This window comes from Ruminococcus flavefaciens (genome assembly GCF_900116855.1).
In the GTDB taxonomy this organism is placed as follows: Bacteria; Bacillota; Clostridia; order Oscillospirales; family Ruminococcaceae; genus Ruminococcus; species Ruminococcus flavefaciens_R.
In genome coordinates this window covers 20,797-36,189 of the sequence record NZ_UETD01000021.1, presented here as the reverse complement: position 1 = coordinate 36,189, position 15,393 = coordinate 20,797, and the positions used below count along the sequence as shown (strand labels likewise).

General features: G+C 48.8%; 16 protein-coding genes and 1 tRNA gene. 10 read left to right on the top strand and 7 right to left on the bottom strand.

What is annotated here, in order from left to right; genetic code table 11:
• Positions 1-442: 442 nt before the first annotated feature.
• The 3 genes from DSZ37_RS17110 to DSZ37_RS17100 all read right to left on the bottom strand — a co-directional run bounded on the left by DSZ37_RS17110 (position 443) and on the right by DSZ37_RS17100 (position 3,078).
• The gene (locus DSZ37_RS17110) at positions 443-1,186 is read right to left on the bottom strand and encodes a radical SAM protein (RefSeq protein WP_109728087.1); all 744 of its coding nucleotides are present in this window, start codon (positions 1,184-1,186) and stop codon (positions 443-445) included.
• A 134-nt stretch (positions 1,187-1,320) separates the two neighbouring features.
• A complete protein-coding gene (locus DSZ37_RS17105) occupies positions 1,321-1,803 on the bottom strand; it encodes a deoxycytidylate deaminase (protein WP_109728085.1) in 483 nt (160 codons plus the stop codon).
• 153 nt (positions 1,804-1,956) lie between these two features.
• The gene (locus tag DSZ37_RS17100) at positions 1,957-3,078 is read right to left on the bottom strand and encodes a substrate-binding domain-containing protein (protein WP_181380362.1); all 1,122 of its coding nucleotides are present in this window, start codon (positions 3,076-3,078) and stop codon (positions 1,957-1,959) included.
• A 459-nt stretch (positions 3,079-3,537) separates the two neighbouring features.
• Between DSZ37_RS17100 and DSZ37_RS17095 the strand changes: the two genes are divergently transcribed.
• Entirely contained in the window at positions 3,538-4,143 is a 606-nt protein-coding gene (locus DSZ37_RS17095; RefSeq protein ID WP_109728082.1) for a pseudouridine synthase, read from the top strand.
• Between the two features lie 73 nt (positions 4,144-4,216).
• On the opposite strand, the gene DSZ37_RS17090 is transcribed toward DSZ37_RS17095, so the two are convergent.
• Both DSZ37_RS17090 and DSZ37_RS17085 read right to left on the bottom strand, forming a co-directional pair.
• Positions 4,217-4,288 (bottom strand) — tRNA-Gln (locus tag DSZ37_RS17090).
• An 87-nt stretch (positions 4,289-4,375) separates the two neighbouring features.
• Positions 4,376-5,875, bottom strand: a complete 1,500-nt coding sequence (locus tag DSZ37_RS17085; RefSeq protein WP_109728080.1) for an MATE family efflux transporter — start codon at positions 5,873-5,875, stop codon at positions 4,376-4,378.
• 236 nt (positions 5,876-6,111) lie between these two features.
• Here DSZ37_RS17085 and DSZ37_RS17080 point away from each other — a divergent pair, with 236 nt between their 5' ends.
• From DSZ37_RS17080 to DSZ37_RS17040, 9 genes are all read left to right on the top strand, one after another.
• Positions 6,112-7,134, top strand: coding sequence for a dockerin type I domain-containing protein (locus DSZ37_RS17080; protein WP_109728078.1), 1,023 nt, complete (start codon positions 6,112-6,114; stop codon positions 7,132-7,134).
• A 52-nt stretch (positions 7,135-7,186) separates the two neighbouring features.
• Positions 7,187-7,762, top strand: a complete 576-nt coding sequence (locus DSZ37_RS17075; RefSeq protein ID WP_109728077.1) for a Maf family protein — start codon at positions 7,187-7,189, stop codon at positions 7,760-7,762.
• Between the two features lie 125 nt (positions 7,763-7,887).
• The gene (locus DSZ37_RS17070) at positions 7,888-9,156 is read left to right on the top strand and encodes a DUF1015 domain-containing protein (protein ID WP_109728075.1); all 1,269 of its coding nucleotides are present in this window, start codon (positions 7,888-7,890) and stop codon (positions 9,154-9,156) included.
• On the top strand, positions 9,156-9,395 hold the full coding sequence (locus DSZ37_RS17065; protein ID WP_109728073.1) for a DUF3781 domain-containing protein: 240 nt from the start codon (positions 9,156-9,158) through the stop codon (positions 9,393-9,395). The genes DSZ37_RS17070 and DSZ37_RS17065 overlap by 1 nt, the downstream gene beginning before the upstream one ends.
• A 14-nt stretch (positions 9,396-9,409) precedes the next feature.
• Positions 9,410-10,129, top strand: coding sequence for a CPBP family glutamic-type intramembrane protease (locus tag DSZ37_RS17060; RefSeq protein ID WP_109728071.1), 720 nt, complete (start codon positions 9,410-9,412; stop codon positions 10,127-10,129).
• Between the two features lie 11 nt (positions 10,130-10,140).
• Positions 10,141-10,617 carry a GNAT family N-acetyltransferase gene (locus DSZ37_RS17055; protein WP_109728068.1) on the top strand — a complete coding sequence of 159 codons (477 nt, stop codon included), beginning with the start codon at positions 10,141-10,143 and terminating at the stop codon, positions 10,615-10,617.
• A 110-nt stretch (positions 10,618-10,727) separates the two neighbouring features.
• Positions 10,728-11,312 (top strand): DUF6434 domain-containing protein, encoded by a 585-nt coding sequence (locus DSZ37_RS17050; RefSeq protein WP_109728066.1) that lies wholly within the window; start codon positions 10,728-10,730, stop codon positions 11,310-11,312.
• Between the two features lie 3 nt (positions 11,313-11,315).
• The gene (locus tag DSZ37_RS17045; protein ID WP_109728064.1) at positions 11,316-12,065 is read left to right on the top strand and encodes a tRNA threonylcarbamoyladenosine dehydratase; all 750 of its coding nucleotides are present in this window, start codon (positions 11,316-11,318) and stop codon (positions 12,063-12,065) included.
• A 176-nt stretch (positions 12,066-12,241) separates the two neighbouring features.
• Positions 12,242-12,859 carry a nucleoside deaminase gene (locus tag DSZ37_RS17040; RefSeq protein ID WP_181380361.1) on the top strand — a complete coding sequence of 206 codons (618 nt, stop codon included), beginning with the start codon at positions 12,242-12,244 and terminating at the stop codon, positions 12,857-12,859.
• 158 nt (positions 12,860-13,017) lie between these two features.
• Here the strand turns inward: DSZ37_RS17040 and DSZ37_RS17035 are convergent, their stop codons facing one another.
• Positions 13,018-14,301: an O-acetylhomoserine aminocarboxypropyltransferase/cysteine synthase family protein gene (locus DSZ37_RS17035; protein ID WP_109728060.1), complete on the bottom strand. Its 1,284-nt coding sequence runs from the start codon at positions 14,299-14,301 to the stop codon at positions 13,018-13,020.
• 243 nt (positions 14,302-14,544) lie between these two features.
• Positions 14,545-15,363 carry an NAD(+) diphosphatase gene (gene nudC, locus DSZ37_RS17030; protein ID WP_109728091.1) on the bottom strand — a complete coding sequence of 273 codons (819 nt, stop codon included), beginning with the start codon at positions 15,361-15,363 and terminating at the stop codon, positions 14,545-14,547.
• Positions 15,364-15,393: the final 30 nt, after the last annotated feature.

The following is a 15,393-nucleotide window of genomic DNA, read 5'->3' as shown; positions in this document are numbered from 1 at the left end:
AATTTCGAGCTGAGCCAGCTCGACCGCTTGCCACGTTGTCGCTCGTAAACTCGCTTAATAATATCAAAAATGGTATTTGTACATCGCTTACAGCGCAATAAGTACGCCGAGCCCATGTAAGGGATTCCAAAGGGACTGTGTTCCTTTGGCAGAGTCCAGAGGCGGCGCCTCTGGTCGCCGCTTTCAGCTTTTAAGGCGGCGAAATAAAACAAAGCGCTCCGCAAGGGTGAATTTCAAAAACAGTCCGGTGGACTGTTTTTGAAAGAGGGACGCCCTGCAAGTGAGGGCGTCCCTTAACGGGCGGATGATATCCGCCCATACAATATTCTTTTTCGGGACGCCGAGGGCGGCGTCCCCTACACATATAAATTCCGATTTATTTGAGCAGCGCAAATAACACAATGCCCCTGAGCATTTTGAAATGCTCAGGGGCTCGTTTCTGTTACGGCTTATAGTTTTCCATGATGTCGATTATATCGGCTTCGTATATACTTCTGTTCAGCGTTCTTCCGTCTGCGTCTATGCACAGCGAATGCATATCTCTCGGGTCCTCCTCATACGGATCATCGGACGCTTCCCTGCCCTCGCCAAGCAGCTTCACAGCATTTCCCTTGGGAAAGATGATATTCCCAGCCGATACCGTATAGCACTTCTCGCGGAACCTGTCAAGGAGCTCCCTTGTTCGGCTGTTGTACTCATTGTCAGCTTCCTTGCTTCCCAGCCACGCAGGATGTATCTCCGGCGGTAAGCCCTCATTTCTGAGACAGTCAGCAAAAATCTCCACCGTCTCCACGGGTATCGTCTCCTGATGAAAGGCGTCCACAGAAAGCAGGACGCGATTCACGCCGCTGTGGGCAAGCATTCGGGCTACAGCTGCGATGCGCTCTTTGTTTCTGCTGAAAAAACCGTTTGTTATTATCTCACGCCGCGGTATTCCTGCTCTCTCTGCTGCCCTGTGTATGGTGCAGACAGTCTCGGGATACAGAAGCGGCTCGCCTCCAAATGTCATCAGCGACTTTACATTGTATACGCGGCAGACCTTTTCCACCACCTCTGCGGCTTTTGCTCCATCTATGTGTCCGTCGCAGCCGCGGTGGTCTCCCTGACTGCAATGGCGGCACCTTCCCGTGCAGCACATTGTTATGCTGAATTCTATTCGTTCAAGTTTTTCAAGATATACGTTCATATAAACTGCTCCTTTTCATAATAATCATTATTATTACGTCGGTGCAGTACGGGAACTTTTCTTACTTCGGTGCGACGTCCCCTGTCATTACTGCACCGAGCAGTTAATTCGTTTCATCATCATTTCTGCGTCCCTCACATTGAAAGCACGATATCCTTGCCGCTGGGGGTGTACTCCTCAACGGTCACTCCGCATTTATCAAATAATATGCATGATGCCTTTACGCTGTCGGTCTCCGCATACTTGTTGCACTTGTAGACAACACGCTTTATTCCCGACTGGATTATTGCCTTTGCACATTCATTGCAGGGAAAAAGCGTAACATATAATGTGCAGCCGCTGAGACTGCCGAAACTGCTGTTGAGTATGGCGTTCAGTTCAGCATGGCATACGAAAGGGTATTTGGTATCAAGAGCCGACTCGCCGTCACGCTCCCACGGCATATCGTCATCGTCACAGCCCGTAGGCATTCCGTTATACCCTACCGAAACTATCTTATGCTTGTCGTTGACTATGCAGGCTCCCACCTGAGTAGAATTATCCTTGCTGCGCTGTGCGGACAGCATTGCTATTCCCATGAAATACTCGTCCCAGCTTATGTAGTCTTTTCTTTTCACGCATTTTCACCTCGTTATACGTTCTGATTTAATAGAATTATATCATATGCCGTGTACAGTGTCAAGCATAACGCATTACAGCTCCGCCATTGCATAAAAAATTACCGAGCCCATTATTACAGACCCGGTAATTTTTCTGGCATTTTTATGGCTTTACTTGTTAAGCTCAAGGTACTTGTTAGATGAATCCCATCTGTAAAGTCCTGTGTTAACAAGAAGCTGGAGGTTATCCTTTGTGATAACATACGGTACAAGCAGATAGGACTGTACATACTTTACACCGTTGTTATATGACTCGGAATCAAATACGCACTCGCAATCAAGTGACTCTGTAAGATTTGCCGCAGGTATCTCACCGTCGAGGAGCTTCTTGCAGACCTCCAAGGCAACTCCCGCCTCATCGCTTACGTTCTTGTATACAGTCATGGACTGCTTTCCGTCAACGATATTGCGGAGATTCTCAATGTCTCCGTCCTGACCTGTGATAACAGGCTGACCGCTGCCCTTGTAGCTTGACTCCAAAGCCTTGGTTACACCGAGAGCTGTTGAATCATTTGCACAAAGTACCACATCAAGGTTCTTGTCCTTGTAGTTTACTGAGAGAGTTCCCTTCATGTCCTTCTCGGCATTGTCAGTTTTCCAGCCGTCAGTGGCAACGCGCTCAAATGAGGTCTTGCCCGAAGGTACCACAAGCTTTCCTGATTCGATATAGGGCTCAAGTGTCTCATAAGCGCCGTTGAAGAAGTAACGTGCGTTATTGTCGCCCTTGTCGCCTGCTACAAATTCGATATTGTAAGGTCCGCTTGTGGAATCAAGCTGGAGCTCATCACGCACGAAATCTGCCTGCATCTTGCCGACCTTGTAATTGTCGAACGATATGTAATATGTGATAGCGTCTGTATTCATGATAAGACGGTCATAGGCTACGATCGGGATATTCTTTGCCTTTGCTTCTTCAAGTGTCTTGGACATCTGATCGCCGTCAACTGCTGCTATAAGGAGAAGGTCAACGTCCTCAGAGATCATGCCGAGAACATCGTTGTTCTGCTTTGAAGCATCGTTCTGTGAATACTTCAGCACCACTTCATAGCCTGCTTCCTCAAACTGCTGCTTGAGGTATGCACCGTCGCTGTTCCAGCGCTCGAGTTCCTCCGCAGGCATTGCAAGTCCTATCTTTTTCTTTCCTGCTTCTCCCTTGTCAGCCTGATCCTTGCCGCAGGATACGAGGCTTCCCATCATGACAGCTGCCATTGCTGCCGCAAAAAACTTCTTCATTAAAATCTACCCCCTGATATTGTAAGCTCCCTGTGGGAAATGATGTTAATTATGTTTATAATATTATTTTACACCCTAACATTCGTCATGTCAATACAATTTCCAATTTTTGGAATTTTGCATAATATACGAGCAGTAAATATATGCAAAATACCACAGGCCGCTTAACAAAATGTTCACCAAACGCCGATATACGCTTATTTTACGCCATATCAAATTATATAAAAAACATATGGCATTTTACTATTTTCACTATTACCTATCATGCTGATAAGCTATCATCAATTACATTTTGTAATATCCAACTTCACTATTACATTTTCGTAATGTGTAATATAATTTTTATATTATGTACAAAAGTATCCATTTTCTGAATTTCACTATGCATATCCGCTGTCTTGATTAGTTTCCCGCCTTGTGGTATACTATTATTGCTGCTATCTTTTCGGAGGTGAGACTATGCTTTACTATATGTTCAACAAGCCCATGGGCTGCGTTACCGCCCGTTCAGACGCTGTACACAGAACTGTCATGGACTACTTCCCTTCCGAACTCGCTGAGAAGCTGCACCCCGTCGGAAGGCTGGACAAGGACACCTGCGGTCTGCTCATACTCACCGACGACGGTATGCTCGATATAAGTATCATGCAGCCGAGCGAGCATATCTCCAAGACCTATTTCTTCTACGCTATCGGCTCAATGGACGACGAAAAGACAGCACTGCTGGAAAACGGAGTCCCTCTTGTCGGATTCACCACGGACAGGGCGAAGTTCCGACTGATAAAGCGTTTCCGCATAGGTGAGCTGGAAGAATTTATGCCCGAGAAGCGCCGTATGCGCTATATGAAAAATCCCGACGGTCCTGCATTCGCCGCCGAGCTCACTATCTCAGAGGGCAAAAAGCATGAGGTAAAAAGGATGCTGGAGGCGGTCGACTGCCGTATCTTTTACCTGCGCCGCGAAAGCATAGGAAGGCTGAAGCTCGATCCACGTCTTGAACAGGGACAGTTCCGTCCCCTTACCGATGAGGAGGTATGTCTCCTGAAAGATCACTCAGATAAATAAAGCCTTTGTCATCAGACAAAGGCTTCATATATAAGTATTACGCCCCTCAGCCTGAACCGAGAGGCGCTTGGTATTGGGGCAGCGGGATTTGAACCCACGGGTGACAGAGTCAAAGTCTGTTGCCTTACCGCTTGGCTATGCCCCAGCACTCACCTAAATATTATAACAAAAATCCCACAGTAAATCAATACCGCGGGATTTTTATTTTTATTTTAACTTTACACCCCGACCATCAGTACCATTCCAGATCCTTCATGGCTCTGAATTCGCGCATCGCCATCAGTATCGCTACTACTGCCGAAAGCAGGTCGGCAACAGGCGCTGCGTAAAGTATTCCGTTCATCTCGAATATCAGAGGGAGCACCAGCAGAAGCGGTACAAAGAACAGTATCTGTCTCGTAAGCGACAGGAATACGCCCTTTATGGACTTTCCTATGGAGGTGAAGAACGTGGACGTTATGGGCTGGAGACAGTTTATCCATGTGAAGAAGAAGGATATGCGGAAGAACTTGGCTCCGAACTTGTAATAGCCCTCGCTCGCCTCACTATTGGCGAATACCGCAAGTATCTGCTTCGGGAACAGCTGGAACATTACAAAGGCTACCAGCGATATCGCTGCGCCTGCCTTAACTGCCATCCAGAATGCGCTCCTTACTCGGTCGTACTTCTGGGCGCCGTAGTTGAAGCTCTCGATGGGCTGCGTTCCCTGTGCAAGTCCGATGACTATGGAGAATACTATCATGTTTACCTTCATGACAATTCCCGCAACCGCTATGGGGTCATCTGCGCCATACTCGGAAAGAGCTCCGTAATGCTTCAGCGAGTTGTTGAGAACTATCTGCACTATCGCGATAGCAAGCTGATTGAAGCAGGATGCCATTCCGATAGAGCATATCCTGCTGACTATTCCCGACTTGGGCAGAAGATGTCTGCCGAACAGGTAAACTGTCTTGAAGTTGAAGCAGTATACCACTACTATGACCGCGGATATGAACTGTCCGATGACGGTGGCGATAGCCGCTCCCTTCATTCCCCAGTCAAGTCCGAGAACGAACACTGCGTCAAGTATGGTGTTGACCACCGCTCCCGTAATGTTGCAGAGCATGGTGATCTTGGGACTGCCGTCCGCTCGGATTATGTGTCCGCCGCCCGTTGTGAGTATCAGGAACGGGAAGCCGAATGCCGTGTACTTTACATATTCCTTTGCATAGGGCATTACCGCGTCTGTGGCTCCGAAACGTTTGAGCAAAGGCGTCAGGAACGCCAACGTTACAGCCGACAGTATTACTCCGCTGACCACAAGCAGCGAAAGTGCGTTTCCTGCGAAATACGGAGCGCGTTTCTTGTCCCCCATTCCCATGGTGAGGTTGAAGCATGAGGCTCCGCCTATTCCCAGCAGGAGCGCCAGCGCCATACAGCCCGTGGTGAAAGGGAAGGCTATGGAAGTCGCCGTATTTCCCAGTGTACCAACTGCTTTTCCGATAAACAGCTGATCCACCATGTTGTAAAGTGCGCTTACCAGCATTCCTATGATGCTCGGTATGGCGAATTTCATCATCAGTGCCCGGATAGGCGCCGAGCCCAATGGATTTCCGCCCTGCGGAGGACCTCCGACTCCTGCGGGAGGTCCGCCTGCCCCCGGTGGCGGTCCGCCCGTTCCCATAGGTGGTCCGCCTGCCCCGTTTGGTGGACCGTTATTGCCGCGAGATCCGCCATATTCATTATTATTCATATTATCCCTAACCTTCTTTTTCTTTTTTACAAATACCTTTTAATTATACATCATTTTCCGCAAAAAAACAATAGCGGCACAAAAAACGGCATTGTAAAAATTTTTCAATACTTTTTCGCAATACTGATACAATTTTTACAATGCAAAGAGCTTTTTCCTTGACATACCATAGCCTATGTGATAGAATTATTATTGACAATTTTTTCCGTCAGAGTACGGTCATGGGAGGTCTTTTTATGAAGCTGGGGCGGCTTTTGACATTTATCCTATCATCGGCAGTTTCCTGCTGTGTCTGCACTCCTGTGCAGTATTCGTCGGCTGAGTCCGCAAAGTACCTCCTCGGCGATGTTGACGGCGACGGTAAGGTAAGCTCCGTGGATGCCTCTGCTGTTCTTGCGGAATATGCCGCTATATCCGGCGGAAACGAGCCTGCGTTCAGCGAGGTGCAGTTCAGGGCTGCCGACATAACCCGTGACGGTAAGACCGACTCCGTGGACGCTTCCCAGATACTGTCGTACTACGCCTATCTTTCCACGGGCGGTACGCTTATCATGGAGGATTTTCTCGCACAGCCCCCTGTGACGACCACTGTGACAACAAGCTCTGCCACAACTACTATCGTTACTACTACGACAAGTGTCACAACTACCGTAAAAAAATCTGAGCCGCCTGTTAAATACGGTCAGTCATTTGACGATATAACCATAAGCGCCGATGCGTTCAATACTTTTGCAGAAGCCATGAGCCTTGAAATACAAAGAGGTTCACGGATAAGACTGCCTGACTGCAACGGCGAACAATACTGGATGTATGGTCCGTCAGAAGCAAGAATAGCTCTCCTGCTGCTCAACATGGATAAAGAATATGATGACGGTGTGCTGGCAGAGGTTTTCGAGGGATATACCGACTATGAGATAAAAAACGGTATCTTATACTTATACAGGCTGCCCGATGTTGCTGAGCTGGAAGAGGTTATGGTCAACTGGCATGACTATACAGATGACTATGCAACAGCAGAATATATGAACAGGCTGATGGAAACAGGAGAAAAAGCAAGAGAAACGGGTAATGTCGATGAGTTTAATGAACTTTTGGATTCATACTTTGATGACCCTATTGATAATCGTGCAACATTAGTGATGACAATGGGATATATTGGAAGCATAGACGGTGACGAATATGGTTCTACGACACCAGAAACATTATTTGATTTCTATGCAACTGATTACCCTGACGAAATAAAACAATTGATACATTAAGGCTGTTATCATACAAACAAAACCGCAATTTTCATTCCAGTGAGGAGAAAACATGAAGATAATACTTGCATCTGCTTCGCCGAGACGGCGTGAGCTTATGAGATACATCACCGAGGACTTCGAGGCGGTTTCGTTGGACTGCGACGAGACTCTCCCCGAGGATATACCGCCCATGGAGGCTTCCGAGTACCTTGCGGTGCTGAAGGCTAAGGCTGCGGCGGAGAAGTTCCCCGACTGCGTCGTTATCGGCTGCGATACCACCGTCATCTGCGGCGGTGAGATACTGGGCAAGCCCAAGGACAGGGCACAGTGCATTTCCGATATATCCAAGCTTTCGGGACGCACCCATCAGGTGGTCACGGGCTGCTGCATTATCAGCGGCGGCAGGGTCAGCTCCTTCTCGGAGGTGACCGATGTTACTTTCCGTGAGCTTGCCGCTGCGGAGATAGAGTCCTACGCCGACACCGACGAGCCCTACGACAAGGCAGGCGGCTACGGTATCCAAGGGCTGGGCTCCGCACTTATCTCCCACATCAACGGGGACTTTTTCAACGTGGTGGGACTTCCCGTGGGAAGGCTCTTTAATGAAATGAAAAAGTTCAGAGTTGAGTGCTGCGGTGTCACCTGACAGTGACCTATTCAAATAAGGTGAGCGAACACATCAACTCTCAATTCTCAACTCTGAACTCTTGGGCTTACACCCATTCTAAGCACTAAGCACTAAAAACCAATAACTATAAAGGAGTATTTACCATGAACTCAACTGCTTTTCATTCTGCTGACATTCTTATCCCCAAGGACTGCGATATGCACAAGTGGTCCGTTATCGCCTGCGACCAGTACACCAGCGAGCCTGAGTACTGGGACGAGGTAAGTGCAACCGTCGGAAGCGCTCCCTCAACGCTGAACCTTATCCTCCCCGAGCTCTACCTCGAGCAGGACGGCGTTGCTCAGCGCATCGACAATATCCACTCCGCTATGGACAAGTACCTCGCTGACGGCATATTCACCGAGTACAAGGACGCTATGGTATACGTTGAGAGAGTCCAGAGCAACGGTATCCTCCGTCAGGGTATCGTGGGCGCTATTGACCTTGAAAAGTACGACTTCTCAAAGGGCAGCACCTCCGAGGTAAGAGCTACCGAGGCTACTGTCATCGAGCGTATACCTCCCCGTATAAAGGTAAGACAGGGCGCTCCCCTTGAGCTCCCCCACATCATGATACTCATTGACGACCCAGACAATACCGTTATCGAGCCCCTTGCAAATACAGTCTCCGATGACAGCAAGCTCTACGATTTCGAGCTCATGCAGAACGGCGGCAGCATAAAAGGCTGGCTCATGGACAAGTCCGCTCAGGAAGCTGTTGACAAGGCGCTCTGCGCTCTGGCTGACCCCGATGCCTTCTGCAAGAAGTACGGTCTCAGCGATACTCCCGTTCTTCTCTATGCTATGGGCGACGGAAACCACTCCCTCGCTACGGCAAAGGAGTTCTACGAGCAGCTGAAAAAGGCTGATCCCGATAAGGACTTCTCAAACCACCCTGCCCGTTATGCTCTGGCTGAAATTGTCAACCTCCACAGCGACGCTCTCAAATTCGAGGCTATCCACCGCCTTGTTTACGATGTTGACCGTGACAAGCTCATGAATGAGCTCACTGCCGCTCTGGAGCTCTCAGAGTCCAAGGAGTCAGACCAGTACGTTATCTGCTCATGCTGCGGCACCGAGAAGAAGCTCTACATCAATAAGAAGTCCTCTAACCTCTCCGTTGGTTCACTCCAGAACTTCCTTGACGGCTACATCAAGGCAAACGGCGGAAAGATAGACTATATCCACGGCGCCGATACAGTCAAGTCCCTCGCAGAGAAGCACAGCGGTCTCGCGTTCATTCTCCCCGATATGGACAAGTCACAGCTCTTCCCCACTGTTATCAAGGACGGCGCTCTCCCCAGAAAGACATTCTCCATGGGTCACGCCGAGGACAAGAGATTCTACATCGAAGCAAGAAAAATAACCGAATAATGGAACTCATCAGAAATATCGCCAAGCTCCACACCACGGAGCTTGGCGCAGTTCGTATAAGACGCAATCTCGGTCTTGACTGCGGCGATGTGGTGGAATGGTGCAGGGAGCAGATATGCTCTCTCGAAGCCGTGATCGAGCGACGCGGCAAGAACTGGTACGCAGCTGTCGGCAGTGCGGTCATCACCGTGAACGCATACAGCTATACCATTATCACTGCCCACAAAGCAGTTCCGTAAAAAGGGGAAGTGTCATGAATAAAACAAGCTATCTGAAATACTTTTTGCCTGCCCGCTGTATATTATTTCTGCTTATTTTTTCTGCCGGAGCTCTCATCACAGGCAGGGAATTCAGCGGAATAAGCTGCTGGTGGTCCATAGTCGCCTCCGCAGTAAATATACTGACTATCCTTTTTCTTGTTATATCCGCAAAAAAAGCAGGCAGCAGCTATCGTGAGCTTATCGCCTATAAAAAGGGAAAAACTCCCGTAAAGAAAACATTACTCCTTATAGTAGGATTCATTTTCATCGGCACCGCAGGGCTGTATGCCGCAGGCTATATCTGCTACGGAGTTCTACCGTATTCACCACCCATGATAGTTGAGCCGATACCGCTCATTCCCGCCATACTGAACATCGCTGTACTTCCCGTTACTACAGCATTGGCTGAGGACGGTCTGTACCTCGGCGGCGGCGTCAATCAAATAAAAAACAAGTTTACAGCTATACTTATCCCTGCCTTTTTTTACGCACTTCAGCACTGCTTCATACCTACACTGTTTGATGCAAAGTACATGATCTACAGATTTATCTCATTTCTTCCGCTGACTGTTATATTCTGCATTCATTACTACAAAAAGCGTGATCCGCTGCCGATGATGATAAGCCACGCTATACTTGATCTCGCCACAGCAATGACTATTGTCGCAATGTCTGCCGACCATAGCCTGTACGAAAAAATAATAAATGTGTAAGGAGCTTTTATATGAACATAAGAAGATTTGAACAGCAGGACGCAGAAGCGGTGTCCGCTCTGGTCATAAAAACTATAAGAATATCCAATGTCAAGGACTACCCTGCCGACCTCATGGAGGAGGTAGTAAAGAGCCAGCAGCCCGAGAATATACTTGAACGTGCAGGCTGGACCCATATGTATGTAGTCGAAGATGACGGAATGATTATTGGCGTCGGCGCCATCGGTCCCTACTGGGGCAAGGAGGACGAGAGCAGTCTGTTCACTATCTTCGTGCTTCCCGAGTATCAGGGCAAGGGCGTGGGAAGGCTCATCATGGAGACTCTCGAAAAGGACGAGTTCTTCCTCCGCGCAAAGCGTATAGAGATACCTTCCTCCATAACAGGCTGCCAGTTTTACAGGCATTTCGGCTATGACTACAAAAACGGTATAGCAGAGGTTGACGATGAACACGTTTACCGTCTGGAGAAGTTCAGGGGGCATATGTAAGATAGGCAGAAATGATATTTCCCAAATGTAAAAAGGCAATAACAACAAGCTTTACGACAGCGGCGTACAAATTTCGGCTACATGGAAATAAAACTGTAAAGGAGCAAGCTATGTCAGACAGACCGGAACTGAAAAAAGGACTGGACAGCAATATATTCCGCAGCTATTACTACCTCAAGGAGGAGCTGCTCGGGTTCTGCCGCGAGAACGGTCTGCCCGTCTCAGGCAGCAAAATCCAGCTCACCGAGAGGATAGCTCATTTTCTCGATACGGGAGAGGTGCTGCTGCCTGCTGCGGGGAGCAGAAAAAGAAGCGCCGCCGACTCCGCGCCCATAACAATGGACGGTAAAATAGGCGAAAACTTCGTATGCTCGGAGGTCCACCGTGCCTTCTTCAAGGAGCATTTAGGCAAGAGCTTCTCATTCAATGTGGCTTTCCAGAAATGGCTCAAAACCAACTGCGGCAAGACCTATGCCGACGCTATCGAAGCCTACCGCCTGATAATCGAGGAGAAAAAGCACAGCAAAACCTGCATTGACAGTCAGTTTGAGTACAACACTTATATCCGCGATTTCTTCGCCGACAACAAGGGAAGCTCCCTCGGCGACGCAATAAAGTGCTGGAAATTCAAAAAGAGCCTCAAGGGACACAACCGCTACGAGCCCTCTGACCTGACTGCACTGGATAAGGAGTAAGATATGTCCGATATTTTTTCAAGAACTCAGCTCATCTTCGGCGAGGAAGCCATGGAAATACTGGCAAATTCCCGCGTTGCCGTTTTCGGCGTGGGCGGTGTGGGCGGCTACACCGTTGAAGCTCTGGCGCGCTCGGGGGTAGGCGCTATCGACCTCATCGACGATGACAAGGTCTGTGTTACCAATATAAACCGCCAGATAATCGCTCTCGGCTCTACCGTGGGTATGTACAAGGTGGACGCGGCTGAAAAGCGTATACATGACATCAATCCCGAATGCACGGTGACCTGCCACAAGATGTTCTATATGCCCGAAACTGCCGACAAGCTGGACTTTTTACAGTATGACTACGTTGTGGACGCCATCGACACCGTCACGGGCAAGATAGAGATAATCATGCAGGCAAAAGCGGCAGGTGTTCCCGTTATCAGCTCCATGGGCGCAGGAAACAAGGTGGACCCCACTGCATTTGAAGTAGCGGATATCTACAAGACCTCCGTGTGCCCTCTGGCAAGAGTCATGCGCTATCAGCTGAAACGCCGCGGCGTGAAAAAGCTGAAGGTGGTCTACTCAAAGGAGCAGCCAATTGTCCCTCAGGGAAAAGCCGCCGAGGACGGCTCCGGCAATACCGATATGAGAACAGGCGCCGCAAGACGCTCCACTCCCGGGTCCAACGCTTTTGTCCCCTCTGTGGCAGGACTCATCATCGGCGGAGAGGTCATAAAAGACCTTATCAGACTAAAAAAGCAATGAAAAGAGACTTCCGTCCGAACGGCAATGATACAGATTATCTGTGCCATAGTCTTTCTGATATCCGTTCAGGAGTACTATGGCGTTTCTATTGATATTATATCAGCGGTGTGCTGTATGTTCCTTGATAAGAAAACGTGTATCATATGCCGGGCATTATTATAAAATGGAGAATTACTATGTGGAACGATATTTCCAAGCAATGGCAAACGGCATTTGAAGAAGCATGGGAGGCTTTCTGCACAGGCAGTATACCGATAGGTGCTGCTGTTTTTGACGAAAATGGTGGTCTGATCCTTAAAGATCATAACCGTACACAGTTACCGGAAACAATCAATCGCCGTATCGCCCATGCGGAAGCAAATATTTTAAGGCAGCTGGATACATCAAGATTTGATCCCAAAAAGCTGACACTGTATACGACTATGGAACCATGCCCTATGTGTATGGGTACTGCAGCTGTATCAAATATCAGGCATCTTCGCTCCGCAGCTCACGATCCTCACTGCGGAATGATCCATCTGATCGAAAGCGAACCGTATTTTATCGGTAAGGCTCTTGACTATACCTTTGAATGTGGTGATCCGGAACTTGTTCAGCTGACATTGCAAAGCTATTATGAGCTCAGGTGTATAGAAGCAGGTGCAAGCAGATGCGTGCTTGATTCATTCAGTGAGCAATGTCCCGAAGCAACCGAGATTTCCGAACGTCTTTACCAAAACAAAGTGCTTGACAGATTTGCAGAGGAAGGTACAGCTTTTGGAGTGGTTTTTGACTATATTCTGTCCGTTAAATAATGCATATCTCCTGACCGATCACAGCACCGGAAGAAAACACAGCGCCCCTGAACGTATTGAAACGCTCAGGGGCATGATTTTTATATGGACTTTCGTTTTACAATAAGACTATTTTCATAAATGGCATTGCCTTTTATGTCTGCTGCCCGTATCCCGCTTTACTTTACCGAATCAAATCCGTGCTGGAGGTCAGCGATTATATCGTCGATATGCTCGGTTCCTATGGAGAGTCTTACGGTTGTGGGTCTTATGCCTGCGGAGAGAAGCTCCTCCTCACTCATCTGTGAGTGAGTGGTAGAAGCAGGGTGGATTACCAGTGACTTTACGTCCGCTACGTTTGCAAGGAGCGAGAACAGTTCAAGGCTCTCCGTGAACTTCTTTGCATCCTCTGCTGTGCCCTTGATATCAAATGTGAAGATGGAAGCAGCACCGTTGGGGAAGTACCTGTCATAGAGCTCCTTTGCCTTTCCTGTTGTGAGGGATGGATGGTTCACCTGTGCTACCTGAGGGTGGTTCTTCAGAAATTCCACTACCTTCAGTGCGTTCTCTGTGTGGCGCTCCAGACGGAGTGAAAGGGTCTCAAGTCCCTGTAAGAGCAGGAAGGAATTGAATGGCGATATAGTAGCGCCCTGATCTCTCATGAGTGTAGTGCGGAGCTTGAGGATATAGGCAAGATTGCCGCAAGCCTCTGTGAAAACTACTCCGTGATAGGAGGGATTGGGCTTGGAAAGTCCCGGGAACTTGTCATTCTGTGCCCAGTCGAACTTGCCCGAGTCGATGACAACTCCGCCCATTACCGTGCCGTGACCGCCGATGAACTTTGTTGCGGAATGTACTACGATATCTGCACCGTGCTCGATAGGCCTCAGCAGGAACGGAGTTGCGAAGGTATTGTCCACGATGAGCGGTATACCGTGCTTGTGAGCGATGGCAGAGATAGCCTCGATGTCGATAACATCGGAGTTGGGATTGCCCAGAGTCTCAGCATAGAGAAGCTTTGTCTCGGGACGGATCGCCTTCTCGAAATTCTCGGGATCGGCAGGGTCAACGAATGTGGTGGTAAGTCCCTGATCCTTCAGTGTGTGTGCAAGAAGATTATAGGAGCCGCCGTAGAGGTTCACTGATGATACGATGTGGTCCCCTGCTGTGGCGATATTCTGGATCGCGTAGCTGATTGCCGCAGAGCCCGATGCTGTTGCAAGAGCTCCCACGCCGCCCTCAAGAGCAGCTATCCTCTGCTCGAACACGTCGGAGGTGGGGTTCATCAGTCTGGTGTAGATATTTCCGCCCTCTGTGAGTCCGAAGCGGCCTGCCGCCTGTGCAGAGTCCTTGAATACATATGAAGTTGTGGCATATATAGGCACTGCCCTTGCATCTGTGGCAGGATCGGGATTTTCCTGACCTGCGTGTATCTGTATAGTTTCAAATTTATAATTGCTCATAACTGAACTTCCTTTCAAAATAATCTGTTAATCTTCGTTATCATTAATAATGTTCAATTCCGACACATTCGCTCGGAATTGGTGATACACCTTTTTTCTCTCATTTTCAACACCCCTGTGTTTTTCTTTACTCATATCATACCACTTTAATAGGCATTTGTCAAATACCTATGAATTATATCGTGTTATAGGTCCAGTCTATAACTAAAGGCTCCTGTAATATCTTACGGGAGCCTTCTGCTGTCATATATTGCCGTCTCTGAACTGCTTCATCATCTCGTTGGTAAGGCTTATATCACTTGGCTGGAGAACTACGTCCTCACGCTTCACCCACTCTGCGTATTTCAGCTCGTTCTCGTCCATGTGTATCTCGCCGCTGCCATCTGCCTCGCAGTAGAAACCCACAAGCATATCCTGCGCCATTCCCCACGGCTGGGACTTGTAGTACCTGATATTCTTTACCCTTACTCCTGTCTCCTCCATGACCTCGCGGGCAACTGTCCCCTCAAGGGTCTCGCCTATCTCGGTAAAGCCTGCCACAAGAGCATTATGGGCGTAGCCGCTGCGGTATCGGGTCACGAGTATGGAGTCGCCCTTTATGACGCCCACTATCACCGCAGGATTTATCCTCGGATAGACCACGCTGCCGCACTCCTGACAGACAAGTGCGCGCTCGCCCCCGTGAAGTGACAGTTTGCCGCCGCACCTGCCGCAGAAAATGTTGTCACTGTACCAGCGCCAAAGATGATAGGCTGTGAAGGCGGCAAAGAGCTCCTTTCCGCCGAAGCTGTCCCTGAGCTGACGGAGTCCCTTGTACTCAAAGCCTGCTCCGAAGTCTCTGTGCTCCGAAAGCACTATGAAATAACGGTCATCATCTACGGAAAAGGCATAGACCGCCGAAAGCTGTTCATCATTTTCCGCCAGCGGAAAGACTATGCGCTCACCGCTTGTGTCAGTGAGGAGCCTGCCCTCACCGTCAAAGCAGAGAAGTCGGTCTCCCTGCCGTATATCTGCATTTTTAAAGCTGTTGTCAAGTCTGCTCGGTGCTATATCCTGTATCATATCATCATCCTTTTCTGCTTTGCTGCTCAT

Coding starts and splice junctions, on each gene's coding strand:
- nudC (WP_109728091.1), bottom strand. CDS start 15,363: ATGATACAGGATATAGCACCGAGCAGACTTGACAACAGCTTTAAAAAT.
- DSZ37_RS17065 (WP_109728073.1), top strand. CDS start 9,156: ATGGAACTCATCAGAAATATCGCCAAGCTCCACACCACGGAGCTTGGC.
- DSZ37_RS17050 (WP_109728066.1), top strand. CDS start 10,728: ATGTCAGACAGACCGGAACTGAAAAAAGGACTGGACAGCAATATATTC.
- DSZ37_RS17095 (WP_109728082.1), top strand. CDS start 3,538: ATGCTTTACTATATGTTCAACAAGCCCATGGGCTGCGTTACCGCCCGT.
- DSZ37_RS17085 (WP_109728080.1), bottom strand. CDS start 5,875: ATGAATAATAATGAATATGGCGGATCTCGCGGCAATAACGGTCCACCA.
- DSZ37_RS17070 (WP_109728075.1), top strand. CDS start 7,888: ATGAACTCAACTGCTTTTCATTCTGCTGACATTCTTATCCCCAAGGAC.
- DSZ37_RS17110 (WP_109728087.1), bottom strand. CDS start 1,186: ATGAACGTATATCTTGAAAAACTTGAACGAATAGAATTCAGCATAACA.
- DSZ37_RS17100 (WP_181380362.1), bottom strand. CDS start 3,078: ATGAAGAAGTTTTTTGCGGCAGCAATGGCAGCTGTCATGATGGGAAGC.
- DSZ37_RS17040 (WP_181380361.1), top strand. CDS start 12,242: ATGTGGAACGATATTTCCAAGCAATGGCAAACGGCATTTGAAGAAGCA.
- DSZ37_RS17075 (WP_109728077.1), top strand. CDS start 7,187: ATGAAGATAATACTTGCATCTGCTTCGCCGAGACGGCGTGAGCTTATG.
- DSZ37_RS17060 (WP_109728071.1), top strand. CDS start 9,410: ATGAATAAAACAAGCTATCTGAAATACTTTTTGCCTGCCCGCTGTATA.
- DSZ37_RS17045 (WP_109728064.1), top strand. CDS start 11,316: ATGTCCGATATTTTTTCAAGAACTCAGCTCATCTTCGGCGAGGAAGCC.
- DSZ37_RS17055 (WP_109728068.1), top strand. CDS start 10,141: ATGAACATAAGAAGATTTGAACAGCAGGACGCAGAAGCGGTGTCCGCT.
- DSZ37_RS17035 (WP_109728060.1), bottom strand. CDS start 14,301: ATGAGCAATTATAAATTTGAAACTATACAGATACACGCAGGTCAGGAA.
- DSZ37_RS17080 (WP_109728078.1), top strand. CDS start 6,112: ATGAAGCTGGGGCGGCTTTTGACATTTATCCTATCATCGGCAGTTTCC.